Consider the following 13,681-nt stretch of genomic DNA (forward strand, 5'->3'; position numbering starts at 1 on the left):
CAGGATCACCGCGGCATCTCACCGCCGCACGCGAACGGGTGTCGGCATTACCCGATGACGACTACGGACGGTTCATACGCGCTGCGATCGACGGGGTGGGCGAGGCCGTCGCTCAGCGTTCGACCGAGCGTCGCCCGTCGGCCCCAGGCTCGGCCGACTGATCAGGTCGCCCGGCGGACAGGAGAGTCAGAGGTACTGCGCGGTGTTGCCGGCCAACGGGATCTCGGGGAGACCGAGCTTGCGATGATCCCAGCTGCGGGTGCGTTCCCCGACCACCCGCACCGCGACCCGCTTGTTCATCATCTGGTCGACGAACGGCTTGACCTCTTCGGAGTACTCGCCGTTGTAGCGCTCCCACACACTGATCCCCACGCGCAGGAGGGTGTCCGGGTCGTCGACGATCTCGGCCCGTCCCTCGATCGCGACACCGCGCAGGGTGTCGTAGGTGTCGCCTGCCTCGACCATCACCGACACCGTCGGGTCGCGACGGATGTTGACCGCCTTCTGGGACTTCGCCTTGGTCTCGAACCAGATCTCGCCGTCGAGCAGGGCGTACCACATGGCCACGAGGTGCACCGAGCCCGTCGCTGAGCGCGTCGCCAATGTCGCTGTGCGGCTGCGGGCGAGGAACGACTCGATCTCCTCGTCGGTCATCACGATCTGCGACCGTTGGTTGTTTCCCATCCGTGGGACTCCTGTCAGTGGTGATGATGAGGGGTGCTGGTGCGGGGGGTGTGATGCGGGGAAGTTCAGGCGTGCAGCAGACGCTTGTGGATCGCATCGGCCGCGGCGAGCAGGTCGGCGGCCCACCGGGATCCGGGTCGGCGGCCCATCCGGTCGATGGGGCCGGACACCGAGATCGCGGCGACGACGTCGCCGGCGGCGTCGCGGACGGGAGCGGAGACACTGGCGACGCCGGCCTCGCGCTCGCCGGCGCTCTGCGCCCAGCCGCGCCTGCGGATCTCCAACAGGGTCCGCTCACCGAAGGCGCTGTCGGTCAGCAGTGTCCGTTGCGTGGCCGGATCGGCCCAGGCCAACAGGACCTTCGCCCCGGACCCCGCGGTCATCGGCAGGTAGGCACCCACGGGCACGGTGTCCCGCAGACCGGTGGGTGGTTCCATCGCCGCGACGCAGATGCGCTGGGTGCCCTCACGGCGGTACAGCTGCACCGATTCCCCGGTGATCTCGCGCAGACGTGGCAGCACCATCATCGCGGCCTCGCGCACCGTGTCGGTCGCCTCGGCGGCGAGCTCGGCCAGGGCGGGTCCCGGACACCACTGCCCGGCGGTGTTGCGGACCAGGAGCCGGTGGGTCTCGAGGCCCATCGCGAGCCGGTGGGCCGTCGCGCGGGGGAGGCCGGTCTTGACGCACAGTTCGTTGAGGTTGCAGGGGCTCTCGGCGATCGACCGCAGCACCGCGACCGACTTGTCCAGGACACCGACCCCGCTCACGACCATGGGCGAACCCGTCCCACCGGACGCCGACGGTGCGCTAATATGTCTCACAGGTCGATACTAGACTCCCGAATATTGATATGCACGCGAATGTGGTGATGACGCAATGAGTACAGCGAAGACTCTGGCCGAGAAGGTCTGGGCCGAACATGTCGTCCAGTACGGCGAGGCCGATGCCAGTGGGCAGCACAACCCGGACCTCATCTACATCGACCTCCACCTCGTCCACGAGGTGACGTCGCCGCAGGCCTTCGAGGGGCTGCGGCTCGCCGGCCGGCCGGTCCGTCGGCCCGATCTCACCATCGCCACCGAGGACCACAACGTCCCCACCATCGACATCGACAAGCCCATCGCCGACGTCGTCTCGCGGACCCAGGTGGACACGTTGCGCAGCAACTGCGCCGAGTTCGGGATCCGCCTGCACCCCATGGGAGACGCCGAGCAGGGCATCGTCCACATCATCGGCCCCCAGCTCGGACTCACCCAGCCGGGTATGACGATCGTCTGCGGTGACAGCCACACCTCGACGCACGGCGCATTCGGTGCGCTGGCAATGGGAATCGGTACCTCGGAGGTCGAGCACGTCCTCGCGACGCAGACGTTGTCGTTGCGCCCGTTCAAGACCATGGCCATCACGGTCGACGGCGAACTGCCCGCGGGCGTCACGAGCAAGGATCTCATCCTGGCGATCATCGCCGAGATCGGCACCGGCGGCGGTCAGGGATACGTCCTGGAGTACCGCGGCTCGGCCATCGAGAAGTTGTCGATGGAGGCACGAATGACCATCTGCAACATGTCGATCGAGGCGGGTGCCCGCGCGGGCATGATCGCGCCGGACCAGACGACCTACGACTACCTGCAGGGCCGCCCCAACGCGCCGACCGGTGACGACTGGGATCGCGCCGTCGAGCACTGGGAGAGCCTGCGCACCGATCCCGGGGCGGTCTACGACGAGGAGGTGCGCATCGACGCCACCACGTTGTCCCCCTTCGTGACCTGGGGGACCAACCCCGGGCAGGGCGCCCCGCTGAGCGCGACCGTTCCCGATCCCGCCGAGTTCGGCGACGCCTCGGCGGCCACGTCGGCCGAAAAGGCCCTCGCGTACATGGATCTGACCCCCGGTACCCCGCTGCGTGACATCTCCATCGACACCGTCTTCGTCGGATCGTGCACCAACGGGCGGATCGAGGACCTGCGCTCGGTGGCCGACATCCTGCGCGGTCGGACCGTCGCCGAGGGCATGCGGATGCTCATCGTGCCGGGATCGATGCGGGTCCGTGCGCAGGCCGAGACCGAGGGGTTGGGCGAGATCTTCACCGCCGCAGGTGCGGAGTGGCGACAGGCGGGCTGCTCGATGTGCCTGGGCATGAACCCCGATCAGCTGGCCCCGGGGGAGCGCTGCGCGTCGACCTCCAACCGCAATTTCGAGGGCCGTCAGGGCAAGGGCGGCCGGACCCATCTGGTCTCGCCGGAGGTGGCTGCCGCCACCGCCATTCGCGGGCGGCTCTCGGCCCCCGCCGATCTGAACGCCTGACCAGTTCACGACACGACCCGCGAGGAATCATGAAACCGTTCACCACCCACACCGGAATCGGCGTACCCCTGCGCCGCAGCAACGTCGACACCGACCAGATCATCCCGGCGGTGTACCTGAAGCGGGTCACCCGCACCGGATTTGAGGACGGGCTGTTCGCCGCCTGGCGCAACGACCCGGACTTCATCCTCAACAACGAGCCGTGGTCGCGGGGTTCGGTGCTCGTGGCCGGGCCGGATTTCGGCACCGGATCGTCGCGCGAGCACGCCGTCTGGGCCCTCTCGGACTTCGGTTTCCGGGTGGTCATCTCGTCTCGTTTCGCCGACATCTTCCGCGGGAACGCCGGAAAAGCGGGTCTCGTGGCGGCCCAGGTGGAGCAGTCCGACGTCGATCTGATCTGGAAAAGGCTCGAAGAAACGCCCGGGACGGAAATCACCGTCAGCCTTGAGGATCGAACCGTCGCGGTCGATGACCTGGTGGTGCGCTTTGGGATTGACGACTACACGAGGTGGCGTCTCATCGAGGGTCTCGACGACATCGGATTGACATTACGCCAGGTAGAGGCCATTTCTGAGTTCGAAAAGGCAAGGCCCGTATGGAAACCGGCGACCCTGTGAAGCCCGCCTGAGGATCTCCTGAGGGCCGATGTCGTATGTCCTTGGAGGACTACGTACATCGCGACACCGAAACTTCATCCGCGCAGGACGTGGAACTTTTCGTTTATCACGTTTACCGTGTGCTGTAGCTGGCTCAACGTGGGCCACCAGCTTGCGGAGGTTGAACCCATGAATAAAGCAGAGCTCATCGAAGAGCTTACGAAGAAGTTGGACACCGACCGTCGCACGGCGACAGACGCTGTCGAGCACGTCGTCGACACGATCGTTCGCGCGGTGAACAAAGGTGAGAGCGTCACCATCACCGGCTTCGGCGTATTCGAGAAGCGCAAGCGCGCCGCCCGGGTCGCGCGCAACCCGCGCACCGGCGAGACCGTGAAGGTCCGCCCGACGTCGGTTCCCGCCTTCCGTCCCGGCGCGCAGTTCAAGGCCGTGGTCGCGGGCAAGCAGAAGCTGAGCGCGTCCGGACCGGCGGTCAAGCGTGGCAGTGGAACTGCCGCGCCGACCAAGACCGCGGCCAAGAAGGCCCCGGCGAAGACCGCAGCCAAGAAGGCGGCCCCGGCCAAGAAGGCGGCTCCAGCGAAGAAGGCGACCACCGCGGTGAAGAAGGCGGCTCCGGCCAAGAAGGCCACCACCGCCGCCAAGAAGGCGACCACCGCGGTGAAGAAGGCGGCTCCGGCCAAGAAGGCCACCACCGCCGCCAAGAAGGCGACCACCGCGGTGAAGAAGGCCGCTCCGGCCAAGAAGGCAACGGCCGCAGCGAAGAAGGCGGCTCCCGCCAAGAAGACCGCGGCCAAGAAGGCTCCGGCTCGCAAGGCACGCGCTCGCTGATCGTCGTCAGACGATCGGCAGTATCGACCAGCTGACAACCCCCGACGGACTTCCCGCCGTCGGGGGTTGCCTGCTGTCCGGGGGTCTTCGGGCTCGACTCAGTCCGAGTCTGCGCGACGCAGCGGGCTGTCGATGTGGTCGACGGCCACGACCTGGTCACCGTCGAGGGTGAGTACCCACATGCTCGCCTTGCGATTGCGGGTTCGGGGTATCGACGCCGGTCCGGACCCGACCCATGACGACAACAGGCCGGGAATCACCTTGCCCTGGCTACAGATCACGTGTGTCCCGTCAGCGCGGGCGATCTCCCGGACGCGCCTCAGCGCGGAATCCGGGTCCTCCTTGTAGCTCTCTTCCGAGAGTGCCGGCTCCACCTCGATCGGCGCCGTCAGTGTCACGGCCAGCGGTTCGAGGGTCTGCAGGCATCGGGTGCGATCGGCGGCGTGCAGATGTTCTCCGCCGAAGGCGACGAACTGTTCGACGAGCCGCTCGGCCTGCGTCCACCCGAAGGGCTCGAGCGGCCGGAGGCGGTCGTCGCCCCGATATCGTGCCGACCGACCGGCCTTGGCGTGGCGGACCACGAGCACGGTGTGCAGATCGGCGGGCAGACGGGCGAACTCGGCCAGCACCTTGCGGTCGGCTCGGTGACTCAACCGGTCACGTGCATCCGAGACCGTGCACCACTCGATCTCGTCGACCTCCTCGTTCACCGCGAACTCGCCGCCGGTGACCTGCGCCGACCAGTAGTGCACGTATTTGCGGCTCGATGAACCGAGGTCGTAGTCGACCCGGCGGAGATGGCGACCGAGGCGGACCGAATAGCCGGTCTCCTCGGCGATCTCACGGACGGCCGTCGCGACGAAGGTCTCGTCGTTCTCGCATTTGCCCTTGGGCAGGGTCCAGTCGTCGTAGCGGGGTCGGTGGATCACCGCGACCTCGACCGCGGGTTCGTCGCCCTCGATCGGTCGCCAGACCACGCCGCCGGCCGCGTACACCGATTTCCTCTGTGATGTCATCACGTTCGGCCGTCGCTACGCGGAGTTGTCGGCCCTGCTGCGGTGTCGGCGCATCATCTCCCGTTGATGATCGCGGACCTTCTCGCCGGCCGCGGGGGACGCCGTCCACCCGCCGTCGGCCTCGAGGATCCAGCAGCGCGTCGTGGGATCGAGTGCCGAGGCGAAGATCTCGCCCATCTCACGGGTCAGACGTTGATCGCGGACCTGCGCCATCACCTCGATACGTCGATCCAGGTTGCGGTGCATCATGTCGGCGCTGCCGATCCAGTACTCGTCGAGAGCCCCGAAGTGCAGGATCCGAGAGTGTTCGAGGAACTGACCCAGGATCGAACGGACGGTGATGTTGTCACTGATCCCGGGGACGTTCGGCCGCAGCGCGCAGATGCCGCGCACCACGATCTCGACCGGGACGCCCGCCTGTGACGCGCGGTAGAGGGCGTCGATCACCTGCTCGTCGACGAGTGCGTTGGCCTTCAACTGGATTCGCGCGCGTTCGTCGCCGGCCCGGTGGTGCTCGATCTCGGCGTTGATGCGCGCGATGATGCCCGCCCGGACACCGTGCGGTGCCACCAGCAGGTTGCGGTACTCGTGTTTGCGCGAGTAACCGGTCAACGTGTTGAACAGGTCGGTCAGGTCGGCGCCGATGTCGGGAGCCGCGGTCAGCAGGCCCACGTCTTCGTAGAGCCGCGCGGTCTTGGGATTGTAGTTACCGGTACCGATGTGGCAGTAGCGGCGGATGGTCGACCCCTCACGGCGCACGACGAGGCATGTCTTGCAGTGGGTCTTGAGCCCGACGAGTCCGTAGACCACGTGCACACCGGCCTGCTCGAGCTGACGCGCCCACTTGATGTTGGCCTGCTCGTCGAAGCGGGCCTTGATCTCGACCAGGGCGACCACCTGCTTGCCCGCCTCGGCGGCGTCGATGAGCGCGTTGACGATCGGCGAGTCACCGGAGGTGCGGTAGAGCGTCTGCTTGATGGCGAGGACCTGCGGGTCCGACGCGGCCTGCTCGATGAACCGTTGCACGCTCGTGGAGAACGAGTCGTAGGGGTGGTGCACCAGCACGTCGCCCTCGCGCAGCGTCGCGAAGACGCTCTTGGGGGTCTCGCGCTCGCCGAAGGCCGGGTGCGTCGCGGGGACGAACGGCCGGTCCTTGAGCGACGGGCGATCGAGCGCGAACACCTGGAACAAACACGACAGGTCGAGGATCCCGGGGACCTCGATGACGTCGGCGGGGTTGACGTCGAGTTCGCGCAGCAACAGTTCGAGCATGTGCTCGCTCATGTCGTCGGCGACCTCGAGTCGCACCGGGGATCCGAAGCGGCGCCGGGCGAGTTCGCGCTCGAGGGCCTGCAGCAGGTCCTCGTCGCGGTCCTCCTCGACCTCGAAGTCGGCGTTGCGGGTGATCCGGAAGACGTGGTGTTCGACGATCTCCATCCCCGGGAAGAGGTGGCCGAGGTTGGCCGCGATGAGGGTCTCCATCGGCAACAGGATCGTCGGTGCCGGGCCGTCGTCGCTCTGCGAGCGACCCGACCGCGACATCAACTTGTCGACCTCGACGAAGCGACTCACGTTGTCGGGCACCTTCACCCGGGCGAAGTGCTCGCCGCCCTCGGCGACGTCGGACACGGTGACGGCGAGGTTGATGCTCAGACCGCTGATGTAGGGGAAGGGGTGCGCCGGGTCGACCGCGAGCGGGGTCAGGACCGGGAACACCTCCTCGTGGAAGTACTCCGACATCCGGGCCTGCTCGTCGTCGGCGAGCTGATCCCACGACACGACGTGGATGTCGTTGTCCGCCAGCGCGGGCCGGACGGAATCCATGAACACGCGGGCGTGTCGCTCGGCGATCTGCTGTGTGCGCTTGGCGATCATCGACAGCTGTTCGCGGGGCGAGAGCCCGTCGGCCGATCGCACCGACAACCCGGTCTCGTCGCGCCGCTTGAGCCCGGCCACCCGCACCATGAAGAACTCGTCGAGGTTCGACGAGAAGATGGCGAGGAACTTGGCCCGGTCGAGCAGCGGGAGCGAGGTGTCCTCGGCGAGGGCCAGGACGCGGGAGTTGAAGTCGAGCCAACTCAGTTCGCGGTTGAGGTAGCGGTCCTCGGGGAGATCGGCGCCCGCATCGGGAACGAGAGTCGCGGCCGGCGGCGCCACCGGCAGGGCCGGGGTCACGACCTCCGGCGGTCGCGTCGCGACGTCGCCGTCGGCGGATGGATCTACGGGTGAACTGTCCTGGGAAGCCACGCCACCATCATGACGCATGCGGCGTCGGTGTGGAGGCAAGGGAGCCGAGTCCGACGTCGGCGAGCACCTGTGCTGTGGCCCGGCCGACGCCCAGGGTCATGGCCGCGGCGAGATCGTCCACGGTGTCGACGTCGGTGCGCAGATCCGGCCACAGGTCGCCGGAGTCGGCGACGAGGTCGACCGCACCCGCATCCCGGTGCGCCCGCGCGGACCCGACGCCGAAACGGGGCGTGATGTCGGAGGTGTCACCGACGATGAGCATCGCGGTGCCCGAACCGGATCGGTCGGGGACGATGGCCTGGCGATGACCGTCGGCCCGCACGAGCGCGGCGCCCAGGTGCGGTGCCCGCAGTGCCGGTAGATCGGCCTGCAGCACGACGACCCGTGCGCCGTCGGTGCCGATCGCGGCATCGATGCCCCGGGCGAGGGCACGGTTCAGGGAACTCGTCACCGGGTCGGCGGCGTCGGCGGGTGTGTCGGCGACGACCCGGGCGCCGAGTCGGCGCGCGGTCGCCGAGACCTCGGGATCCGGGGTGACCACGACGATGTCACCGACGCCGGCGGCCCGGGCGGCGGTGATCGTGTCGCTCATCATCGCCAGCACCAGCGCGCGACGGGCGTCGGCCGGGACCACCGGGGACAGGCGGGTCTTGGCGTCGGCGAGCCCCTTGACCGCCAGGACCGCCGCGATCGGCCGAGCACCCGGCGCGGCCGAGGTCTCCTCGCGTGTCCCGTGCTCCATCACCCCACTATGCGACAGCCCGGGGCCGGAGGGTCATCCGAGGTGTGTTCTGACGCCCGATCTCGAGACGGCCGCGCAGCCCGGGCGGGGCATTAGGGTGGTGGCGGGCCGGAGTCCACGGCCCTGGTCGAGGAGGTCGTCGTGCGTGCTGCCGTGATGGGTTCGGGATCGTGGGGAACGGCGATGGCCGCGGTGCTGGTGGACGCGGGCACCGACACCGTCCTGTGGGCACGTCGCCCGGAGCTGGCGCGCTCCATCGCCGAGGACCACGTCAACCCCGACTATCTGCCGGGCATCACGCTCCCCGATTCCCTGCACGCGGTGAGTTCGGTCGACGAGGCGCTCGACGGTGCCGACCTGGTCGTGTGCGCCGTCCCGTCGCAGTCGTTGCGCGCCAACCTCGCCGGGTGGTTCATCTCGCCGGACGCGACGCTGATGTCGCTGGCCAAGGGTGTGGAGAGCGACTCGCTGATGCGGATGAGCGAGGTGATCGCGCAGGTGACCGGCGCCGACCCCGACCGCATCGCGGTGCTGTCCGGACCCAATCTCGCGCGGGAGATCGCGCAGCGTCAACCCGCGGCCACCGTGGTGGCGTGTCCCGACGAGGCCCGTGCGACTGACATCCAGAATGCCTGCAGCACATCCTATTTCCGCCCGTACACCAACACCGACGTGGTGGGGTGCGAGATCGGCGGGGCGGTCAAGAACGTGATCGCACTGGCCTGCGGGATGGCCTCGGGCGCCGGACTCGGCGAGAACACGCTGGCCTCGATCATCACCCGCGGGCTGGCCGAGACCATCCGCCTCGGCGAGGCGCTCGGTGCCAAACCGGAGACGTTCGCGGGTCTCGCCGGTGTCGGCGACCTGGTCGCCACGTGTTCCTCACCGCTCTCGCGCAACCGGTCGTTCGGGTCACGCCTGGGTGAGGGGCGCAGCCTCGTCGAGGCCCAGGAGGCGACGAACGGTCAGGTGGCCGAGGGCGTGAAGTCGTGCTCGTCTGTGCGTGCGTTGGCGGCGGGTCACGGTGTGGAGATGCCGTTGACCGATGCCGTGCACCGCGTCTGCCACGAGGGACTCGGGGTCCGCGACGCGATCATCGCGTTGCTGAGCCGCAGCACCAAGCCGGAGTGAGGCGGTGGGGCCGTCGCCTCAGGAACCGAGGTCGATCGGTGCGAGCGGCAGGATCTGCTCGATGATCTTCGAGACGTCGGAGATGGCGCCGTTGCCGGAGTTGTTCGGCAGCCACAGGGCCACGTACGGGCGGTGATCGACGGCGAACCAGAGCGCACCCTTCTCGCCCTTCTTCGGCGCACGCTGGAACCACTGCACCGGATCGACGGTCTGCAGGGCCGAGGTCGGCGCGAGGTCGTCGGGCCGGGGCACCCCGCAGCGCAGTTGGATCGGGCCGGGCGAATCGCCGCCCTTGGCCCACGAGACGAGTCCGTCGGACTCGGTGCGCTCACCGAAGTTCTCGAACGTCTGGGGCAGGGCGGCGATCAGACGCGCGCAGCCCTGCTCGCCCGACTGCGGCGCGGCCGCCGACTGCAGCGGCAGCGGTCCGGGTGAGCTGGTGTTCTTGGCCGCGGCGAAGACGATGAACAACACGACGACCATCACCGGGATCGCGACGATGGTCGCGATCAGGGCCGGACTGCGGCGTGACGCCGCGACAGGGGAGTCGGTGGACTCCGGGGTGTCGTGGGTGTCGGACTCCGGTTGGTCGGTGTCGGGAACGTCGGCCTCGGGAACGTCGGCCTCGGGGGTGGTGTCGTCGCCCGAGACGGGCTCGTCGGTACCCACTGCTCAGACGGCGCGGACGTCGGTGACCACGGGACACGTGAGCGTACGGGTGATGCCGACGACCTCCTGGATACGGGGGACCACGGTCGCCGTCAGGTGATGGGCGTCGTCCACACTGACGCGCACGATGACGTCGTAGGGGCCGGAGACCTCCTCCGACGATGCGACACCGGGGATCTCCGCGATGGCGGCGGCGGCCTGGGCTGCACGACCCACCTCGGTCTGGATCAGAATGTATGCCTGAACCACGGTCTTCCCCTTCCTCAGTAGGTCCCACCCGACACGCCGGTGAATAGACTGGCACACATTGTCACCGACACCACGTCCGGTGCGCGAATCAACGAGACCGGAGGAACGCGGTGGTGGGCGCCAACGATTCCGGCGGTGACACGTCGCGACCACCCGTTGTGTCGGCCTCCGGGCCCACCGTCGCCGACGTCGGTGAGCAGGCGCTCATCAATCGGCTCACCGCCATGTCGACACGCGCCGCGGCCGATCTGCCCGCGGATTCCGATCGCCTGCTGATCGGTCCCGGCGACGATGCGGCCGTCATCGCGATGGCGTCGGACCTGATCGTCAGCACCGACAGTCTGGTGCAGGACAGACACTTTCGGCTGCAGTGGTCGACGCCGGAGGCGATCGGTCGCCGTGCGGCGATCCAGAGCGCGGCCGACATCGCCGCGATGGGCGGGCGGGTGTCGGCGTTGGTCGTCTCGATCGCCTGCCCGCCGACCACGGCCGTCGACTGGGTTCTCGCCGTCAACCGCGGCCTCAACGAGGCGGCCGTCGCGGTCGGTGCCCGCGTGGTGGGCGGCGACGTGGTGTCGGCGGATCAGATCGTGTTGACCGTCACGGTGTTCGGTTCGACGGACGGTCGCGCGGCGGTACCGGTCTCCGGGGCGCGGGTCGGTGATCGCCTCGCCGTGAGCGGTCCGCTGGGTTCGTCGGCCGCCGGGCTCGCCCTGTTGATGGCCGGTCGAGCGCAGTCCTATCCGGATCTCGTTGCTGCGCATCGGGTCCCGATCGTCGATCTCGCCGCCGGGGTGGTCGCCGCCGAACACGGCGCGCATGCGATGACCGATGTGTCCGACGGGCTCGGCGCCGAACTGGAGACGATGGCCCGCGCGTCGGGGGTGTCGATGGACGTGGTCGCGGCGTCGATCCCGATGGCTCACGGCCTGGTCGAGGCCGGTGCGGACCTGGGCGTCGACCCGTCCGGGTGGGCGATCGGGGGAGGCGAAGATCACCAGTTGCTCGCCGCTTTCGACGGTGCCCCGCCCGCCGGGTGGACGGTGATCGGCTCGGTGGGTGCCCGCGACGAGCGGCGTCCCGTACGCATCGACGGTTCCGCGCCGGCCGTCCCCGGGTGGCGGAGCTTCTGAGAACGCCCCACTAGATTGTCGGGATGGCTGTGTATGCGTTGGACGATCGCGTTCCCGAACTCGGTGAGGGGGCCTACGTGCACCCCGACGCCACGGTGATCGGGGCGGTGACCCTCGCCGCGGGCGTCTCGGTGTGGCCGGGCGCGGTGCTCCGCGGCGACTACGGGACCATCACCATCGGTGCGATGACGAACATCCAGGACGGCACCGTCATCCACTGCACCCCGATCCACCCCACGACGATCGGCGCGAACTGCGTGGTCGGCCACAACGCGCACGTCGAGGGGTCGACGATCGGCGACAACTGCCTGATCGCGTCGGGGTCTGTGGTGCTCAACGGGTCCACGATCGGCGACGGCGCGGTCGTCGGCGCGGGTGCGGTGGTGCCGTTCGATTTCGCCGTTCCCGCCCGCGCGATGGCTCTGGGCGTGCCCGCCAAGATCCGTCCCGGCCACGAGGTGGCCGAGGGCCACGTCGACCTCAACGTCGAGATGTACTTCCAGAACGCCCAGTACTACCGCGACCACCTGAGGCGGATCGACTGATGGCCGCCGACGGACCACGTCCCCTGACCGACCTCATCGACCCCGGCTGGGCGCAGGCGCTCGAGCCGGTGGCCGACACGATCGCCTCCATGGGCGCTTTCCTCCGGGAGGAGATCGCCGCCGGTCGGCGTTACCTCCCCGCCGGGGAGAACGTGCTGCGCGCCTTCACCACCCCGATGGATCGGGTGCGGGTCCTCATCGTCGGACAGGACCCCTACCCGACGCCGGGTCACGCCGTCGGGTTGAGCTTCTCCGTCGCGCCCGACGTGCGGCCGGTCCCGCGTTCGCTGGGCAACATCTTCACCGAGTACGTCGAGGACCTCGGGCTGCCCCGCCCGACCAGCGGTGACCTGTCCCCGTGGAGCGAGGGCGGTGTGTTGCTGCTCAATCGCGTCCTCACCGTGGCGCCGGGCGCGCCCGCGTCGCATCGCGGGAAGGGTTGGGAGCAGGTCACCGAGTGCGCGATCAAGGCGCTGGTGGCCCGGGACGCCCCATTGGTCGCGATCCTGTGGGGCAAGGACGCCGGGTCGCTGCAGCAGTGGATGCCCGGGGTGCCGACCATCACATCGGCCCACCCGTCGCCGATGTCGGCGAGCCGGGGCTTCTTCGGGTCGAAGCCGTTCAGCCGCGCGAACGCCGCGCTGGGGGAACTCGGGGCCGACCCGATCGACTGGACCCTGCCCTGAGCGGTCCCGCGGCAGATCAGGTCTCGTTGCTCGCGGTGAAATCGGCAGGCCGTTTGGCGACGAACGCGTCGACACCCTCGATGCCGACGGGAAGTCCGGCCAGTCGTGAGATCGACGCCGCCTCGGCCGCCATCTGGTCGGTCAGCGTCGCCCCGTCGCTCGCCATCAGCAGTCGTCGGGTGGCACGCAGTGACTGTCGTGGACCGGCCGCGATCGCCGTGGCCGCGGCGGTGGCCGCTCCGACGACGTCGTCGTCGGACTCGACGAGCTGCGCCAGCAGTCCGATCTCGAGCGCCTCGGCTGCCGTGACGACCTTGTTGGTGAGGATGATGTGGCGGGCCCTGGCCGCGCCGACGAGTCGGGGTAGTGCCCACGTCATCCCGCCGTCGGGGGAGAACCCGATGGCCGAGTACGCGGCCCGCAGCGACGTGCCCGGACCGCCGATGGCGACGTCGGCGTGGCAGACGATGCTCATCCCCGCTCCCGCGGCCCACCCGCGTACCGCCGCGACGACGGGTACATCGGCGTCGGCGAGAGCACCGATGAAGGCGTGGAACCGGGCGGCGAGGTCCGCGACGAACGCAGGCCGATCGGGTGCGGAGGCGAACGCACGGACATCGCCACCGGCGCAGAAGTTCGCGCCCGGTCCGAGCAGCAGGACCGCGCCCACCGAGAGCTCACCCGCCGCCACCGCACGCAGCACCTCGGTGCCCTCGACCAGCGCGTCGGGAGCGAGCGAGTTGCCACCACGTTCGGTGGAGATGCGGATAGAAAGAACACCGCCGACGATGTCGACGGTGTTCAGGTCTGCCAGTGAGGTCATCACTGCA

At 68.9% G+C, this 13,681-nt stretch carries 15 protein-coding genes; 7 read left to right on the plus strand and 8 right to left on the minus strand.

Features of this window, described 5'->3' with window-relative positions:
- Positions 1 to 186 precede the first annotated feature (186 nt).
- Positions 187 to 684: a pyridoxamine 5'-phosphate oxidase family protein gene (locus tag IEV93_RS12185; RefSeq protein WP_188489960.1), complete on the minus strand. Its 498-nt coding sequence runs from the start codon at positions 682 to 684 to the stop codon at positions 187 to 189.
- A gap of 65 nt (positions 685 to 749) precedes the next feature.
- Positions 750 to 1,457 (minus strand): IclR family transcriptional regulator, encoded by a 708-nt coding sequence (locus IEV93_RS12190; protein WP_188490560.1) that lies wholly within the window; start codon positions 1,455 to 1,457, stop codon positions 750 to 752.
- 103 nt (positions 1,458 to 1,560) lie between these two features.
- Here IEV93_RS12190 and leuC point away from each other — a divergent pair, with 103 nt between their 5' ends.
- From leuC to IEV93_RS12205, 3 genes are all read left to right on the plus strand, one after another.
- Entirely contained in the window at positions 1,561 to 2,988 is a 1,428-nt protein-coding gene (gene leuC, locus IEV93_RS12195; protein WP_188489961.1) for a 3-isopropylmalate dehydratase large subunit, read from the plus strand.
- Between the two features lie 29 nt (positions 2,989 to 3,017).
- Positions 3,018 to 3,605, plus strand: coding sequence for a 3-isopropylmalate dehydratase small subunit (gene leuD / locus IEV93_RS12200; RefSeq protein ID WP_188489962.1), 588 nt, complete (start codon positions 3,018 to 3,020; stop codon positions 3,603 to 3,605).
- Between the two features lie 168 nt (positions 3,606 to 3,773).
- Positions 3,774 to 4,433, plus strand: coding sequence for an HU family DNA-binding protein (locus IEV93_RS12205; protein WP_188489963.1), 660 nt, complete (start codon positions 3,774 to 3,776; stop codon positions 4,431 to 4,433).
- Positions 4,434 to 4,531: 98 nt separating this feature from the next.
- On the opposite strand, the gene IEV93_RS12210 is transcribed toward IEV93_RS12205, so the two are convergent.
- The 3 genes from IEV93_RS12210 to cofC are packed head-to-tail and all read right to left on the minus strand — an operon-like array spanning position 4,532 to position 8,438.
- On the minus strand, positions 4,532 to 5,449 hold the full coding sequence (locus tag IEV93_RS12210) for an NUDIX hydrolase (RefSeq protein WP_188489964.1): 918 nt from the start codon (positions 5,447 to 5,449) through the stop codon (positions 4,532 to 4,534).
- Positions 5,450 to 5,464: 15 nt separating this feature from the next.
- A complete protein-coding gene (locus IEV93_RS12215; protein WP_188489965.1) occupies positions 5,465 to 7,714 on the minus strand; it encodes an RNA degradosome polyphosphate kinase in 2,250 nt (749 codons plus the stop codon).
- The gene (gene cofC / locus IEV93_RS12220; protein WP_188489966.1) at positions 7,704 to 8,438 is read right to left on the minus strand and encodes a 2-phospho-L-lactate guanylyltransferase; all 735 of its coding nucleotides are present in this window, start codon (positions 8,436 to 8,438) and stop codon (positions 7,704 to 7,706) included. The genes IEV93_RS12215 and cofC overlap by 11 nt, the downstream gene beginning before the upstream one ends.
- A 141-nt stretch (positions 8,439 to 8,579) precedes the next feature.
- Between cofC and IEV93_RS12225 the strand changes: the two genes are divergently transcribed.
- Positions 8,580 to 9,569 (plus strand): NAD(P)H-dependent glycerol-3-phosphate dehydrogenase, encoded by a 990-nt coding sequence (locus IEV93_RS12225; RefSeq protein WP_188489967.1) that lies wholly within the window; start codon positions 8,580 to 8,582, stop codon positions 9,567 to 9,569.
- An 18-nt stretch (positions 9,570 to 9,587) separates the two neighbouring features.
- On the opposite strand, the gene IEV93_RS12230 is transcribed toward IEV93_RS12225, so the two are convergent.
- Both IEV93_RS12230 and IEV93_RS12235 read right to left on the minus strand, forming a co-directional pair.
- Positions 9,588 to 10,238 (minus strand): DUF3515 domain-containing protein, encoded by a 651-nt coding sequence (locus IEV93_RS12230; protein WP_229705063.1) that lies wholly within the window; start codon positions 10,236 to 10,238, stop codon positions 9,588 to 9,590.
- 3 nt (positions 10,239 to 10,241) lie between these two features.
- Positions 10,242 to 10,487 (minus strand): Lrp/AsnC ligand binding domain-containing protein, encoded by a 246-nt coding sequence (locus tag IEV93_RS12235; RefSeq protein ID WP_188489968.1) that lies wholly within the window; start codon positions 10,485 to 10,487, stop codon positions 10,242 to 10,244.
- Positions 10,488 to 10,600: 113 nt separating this feature from the next.
- Between IEV93_RS12235 and IEV93_RS12240 the strand changes: the two genes are divergently transcribed.
- The 3 genes from IEV93_RS12240 to IEV93_RS12250 are packed head-to-tail and all read left to right on the plus strand — an operon-like array spanning position 10,601 to position 12,851.
- On the plus strand, positions 10,601 to 11,620 hold the full coding sequence (locus IEV93_RS12240) for a thiamine-phosphate kinase (RefSeq protein WP_229705064.1): 1,020 nt from the start codon (positions 10,601 to 10,603) through the stop codon (positions 11,618 to 11,620).
- A gap of 23 nt (positions 11,621 to 11,643) precedes the next feature.
- Positions 11,644 to 12,165, plus strand: coding sequence for a gamma carbonic anhydrase family protein (locus IEV93_RS12245; RefSeq protein ID WP_188489969.1), 522 nt, complete (start codon positions 11,644 to 11,646; stop codon positions 12,163 to 12,165).
- Positions 12,165 to 12,851 carry a uracil-DNA glycosylase gene (locus IEV93_RS12250; RefSeq protein WP_188489970.1) on the plus strand — a complete coding sequence of 229 codons (687 nt, stop codon included), beginning with the start codon at positions 12,165 to 12,167 and terminating at the stop codon, positions 12,849 to 12,851. Before IEV93_RS12245 ends, IEV93_RS12250 begins: the two co-directional genes overlap by 1 nt.
- 16 nt (positions 12,852 to 12,867) lie before the next feature.
- Here the strand turns inward: IEV93_RS12250 and IEV93_RS12255 are convergent, their stop codons facing one another.
- The gene (locus tag IEV93_RS12255; RefSeq protein WP_188489971.1) at positions 12,868 to 13,674 is read right to left on the minus strand and encodes an enoyl-CoA hydratase/isomerase family protein; all 807 of its coding nucleotides are present in this window, start codon (positions 13,672 to 13,674) and stop codon (positions 12,868 to 12,870) included.
- Positions 13,675 to 13,681 lie beyond the last annotated feature (7 nt).

The organism is Williamsia phyllosphaerae (assembly GCF_014635305.1).
GTDB classification, from domain to species: domain Bacteria; phylum Actinomycetota; class Actinomycetes; order Mycobacteriales; family Mycobacteriaceae; genus Williamsia_A; species Williamsia_A phyllosphaerae.

Bases quoted from the DNA above. Each gene is read 5' to 3' on its own strand.
- IEV93_RS12185 (WP_188489960.1), bottom strand. From the start codon at position 684: ATGGGAAACAACCAACGGTCGCAGATCGTGATGACCGACGAGGAGATC.
- IEV93_RS12190 (WP_188490560.1), bottom strand. From the start codon at position 1,457: ATGGTCGTGAGCGGGGTCGGTGTCCTGGACAAGTCGGTCGCGGTGCTG.
- leuC (WP_188489961.1), top strand. From the start codon at position 1,561: ATGAGTACAGCGAAGACTCTGGCCGAGAAGGTCTGGGCCGAACATGTC.
- leuD (WP_188489962.1), top strand. From the start codon at position 3,018: ATGAAACCGTTCACCACCCACACCGGAATCGGCGTACCCCTGCGCCGC.
- IEV93_RS12205 (WP_188489963.1), top strand. From the start codon at position 3,774: ATGAATAAAGCAGAGCTCATCGAAGAGCTTACGAAGAAGTTGGACACC.
- IEV93_RS12210 (WP_188489964.1), bottom strand. From the start codon at position 5,449: ATGACATCACAGAGGAAATCGGTGTACGCGGCCGGCGGCGTGGTCTGG.
- IEV93_RS12215 (WP_188489965.1), bottom strand. From the start codon at position 7,714: ATGCGTCATGATGGTGGCGTGGCTTCCCAGGACAGTTCACCCGTAGAT.
- cofC (WP_188489966.1), bottom strand. From the start codon at position 8,438: ATGGAGCACGGGACACGCGAGGAGACCTCGGCCGCGCCGGGTGCTCGG.
- IEV93_RS12245 (WP_188489969.1), top strand. From the start codon at position 11,644: ATGGCTGTGTATGCGTTGGACGATCGCGTTCCCGAACTCGGTGAGGGG.
- IEV93_RS12250 (WP_188489970.1), top strand. From the start codon at position 12,165: ATGGCCGCCGACGGACCACGTCCCCTGACCGACCTCATCGACCCCGGC.
- IEV93_RS12255 (WP_188489971.1), bottom strand. From the start codon at position 13,674: ATGACCTCACTGGCAGACCTGAACACCGTCGACATCGTCGGCGGTGTT.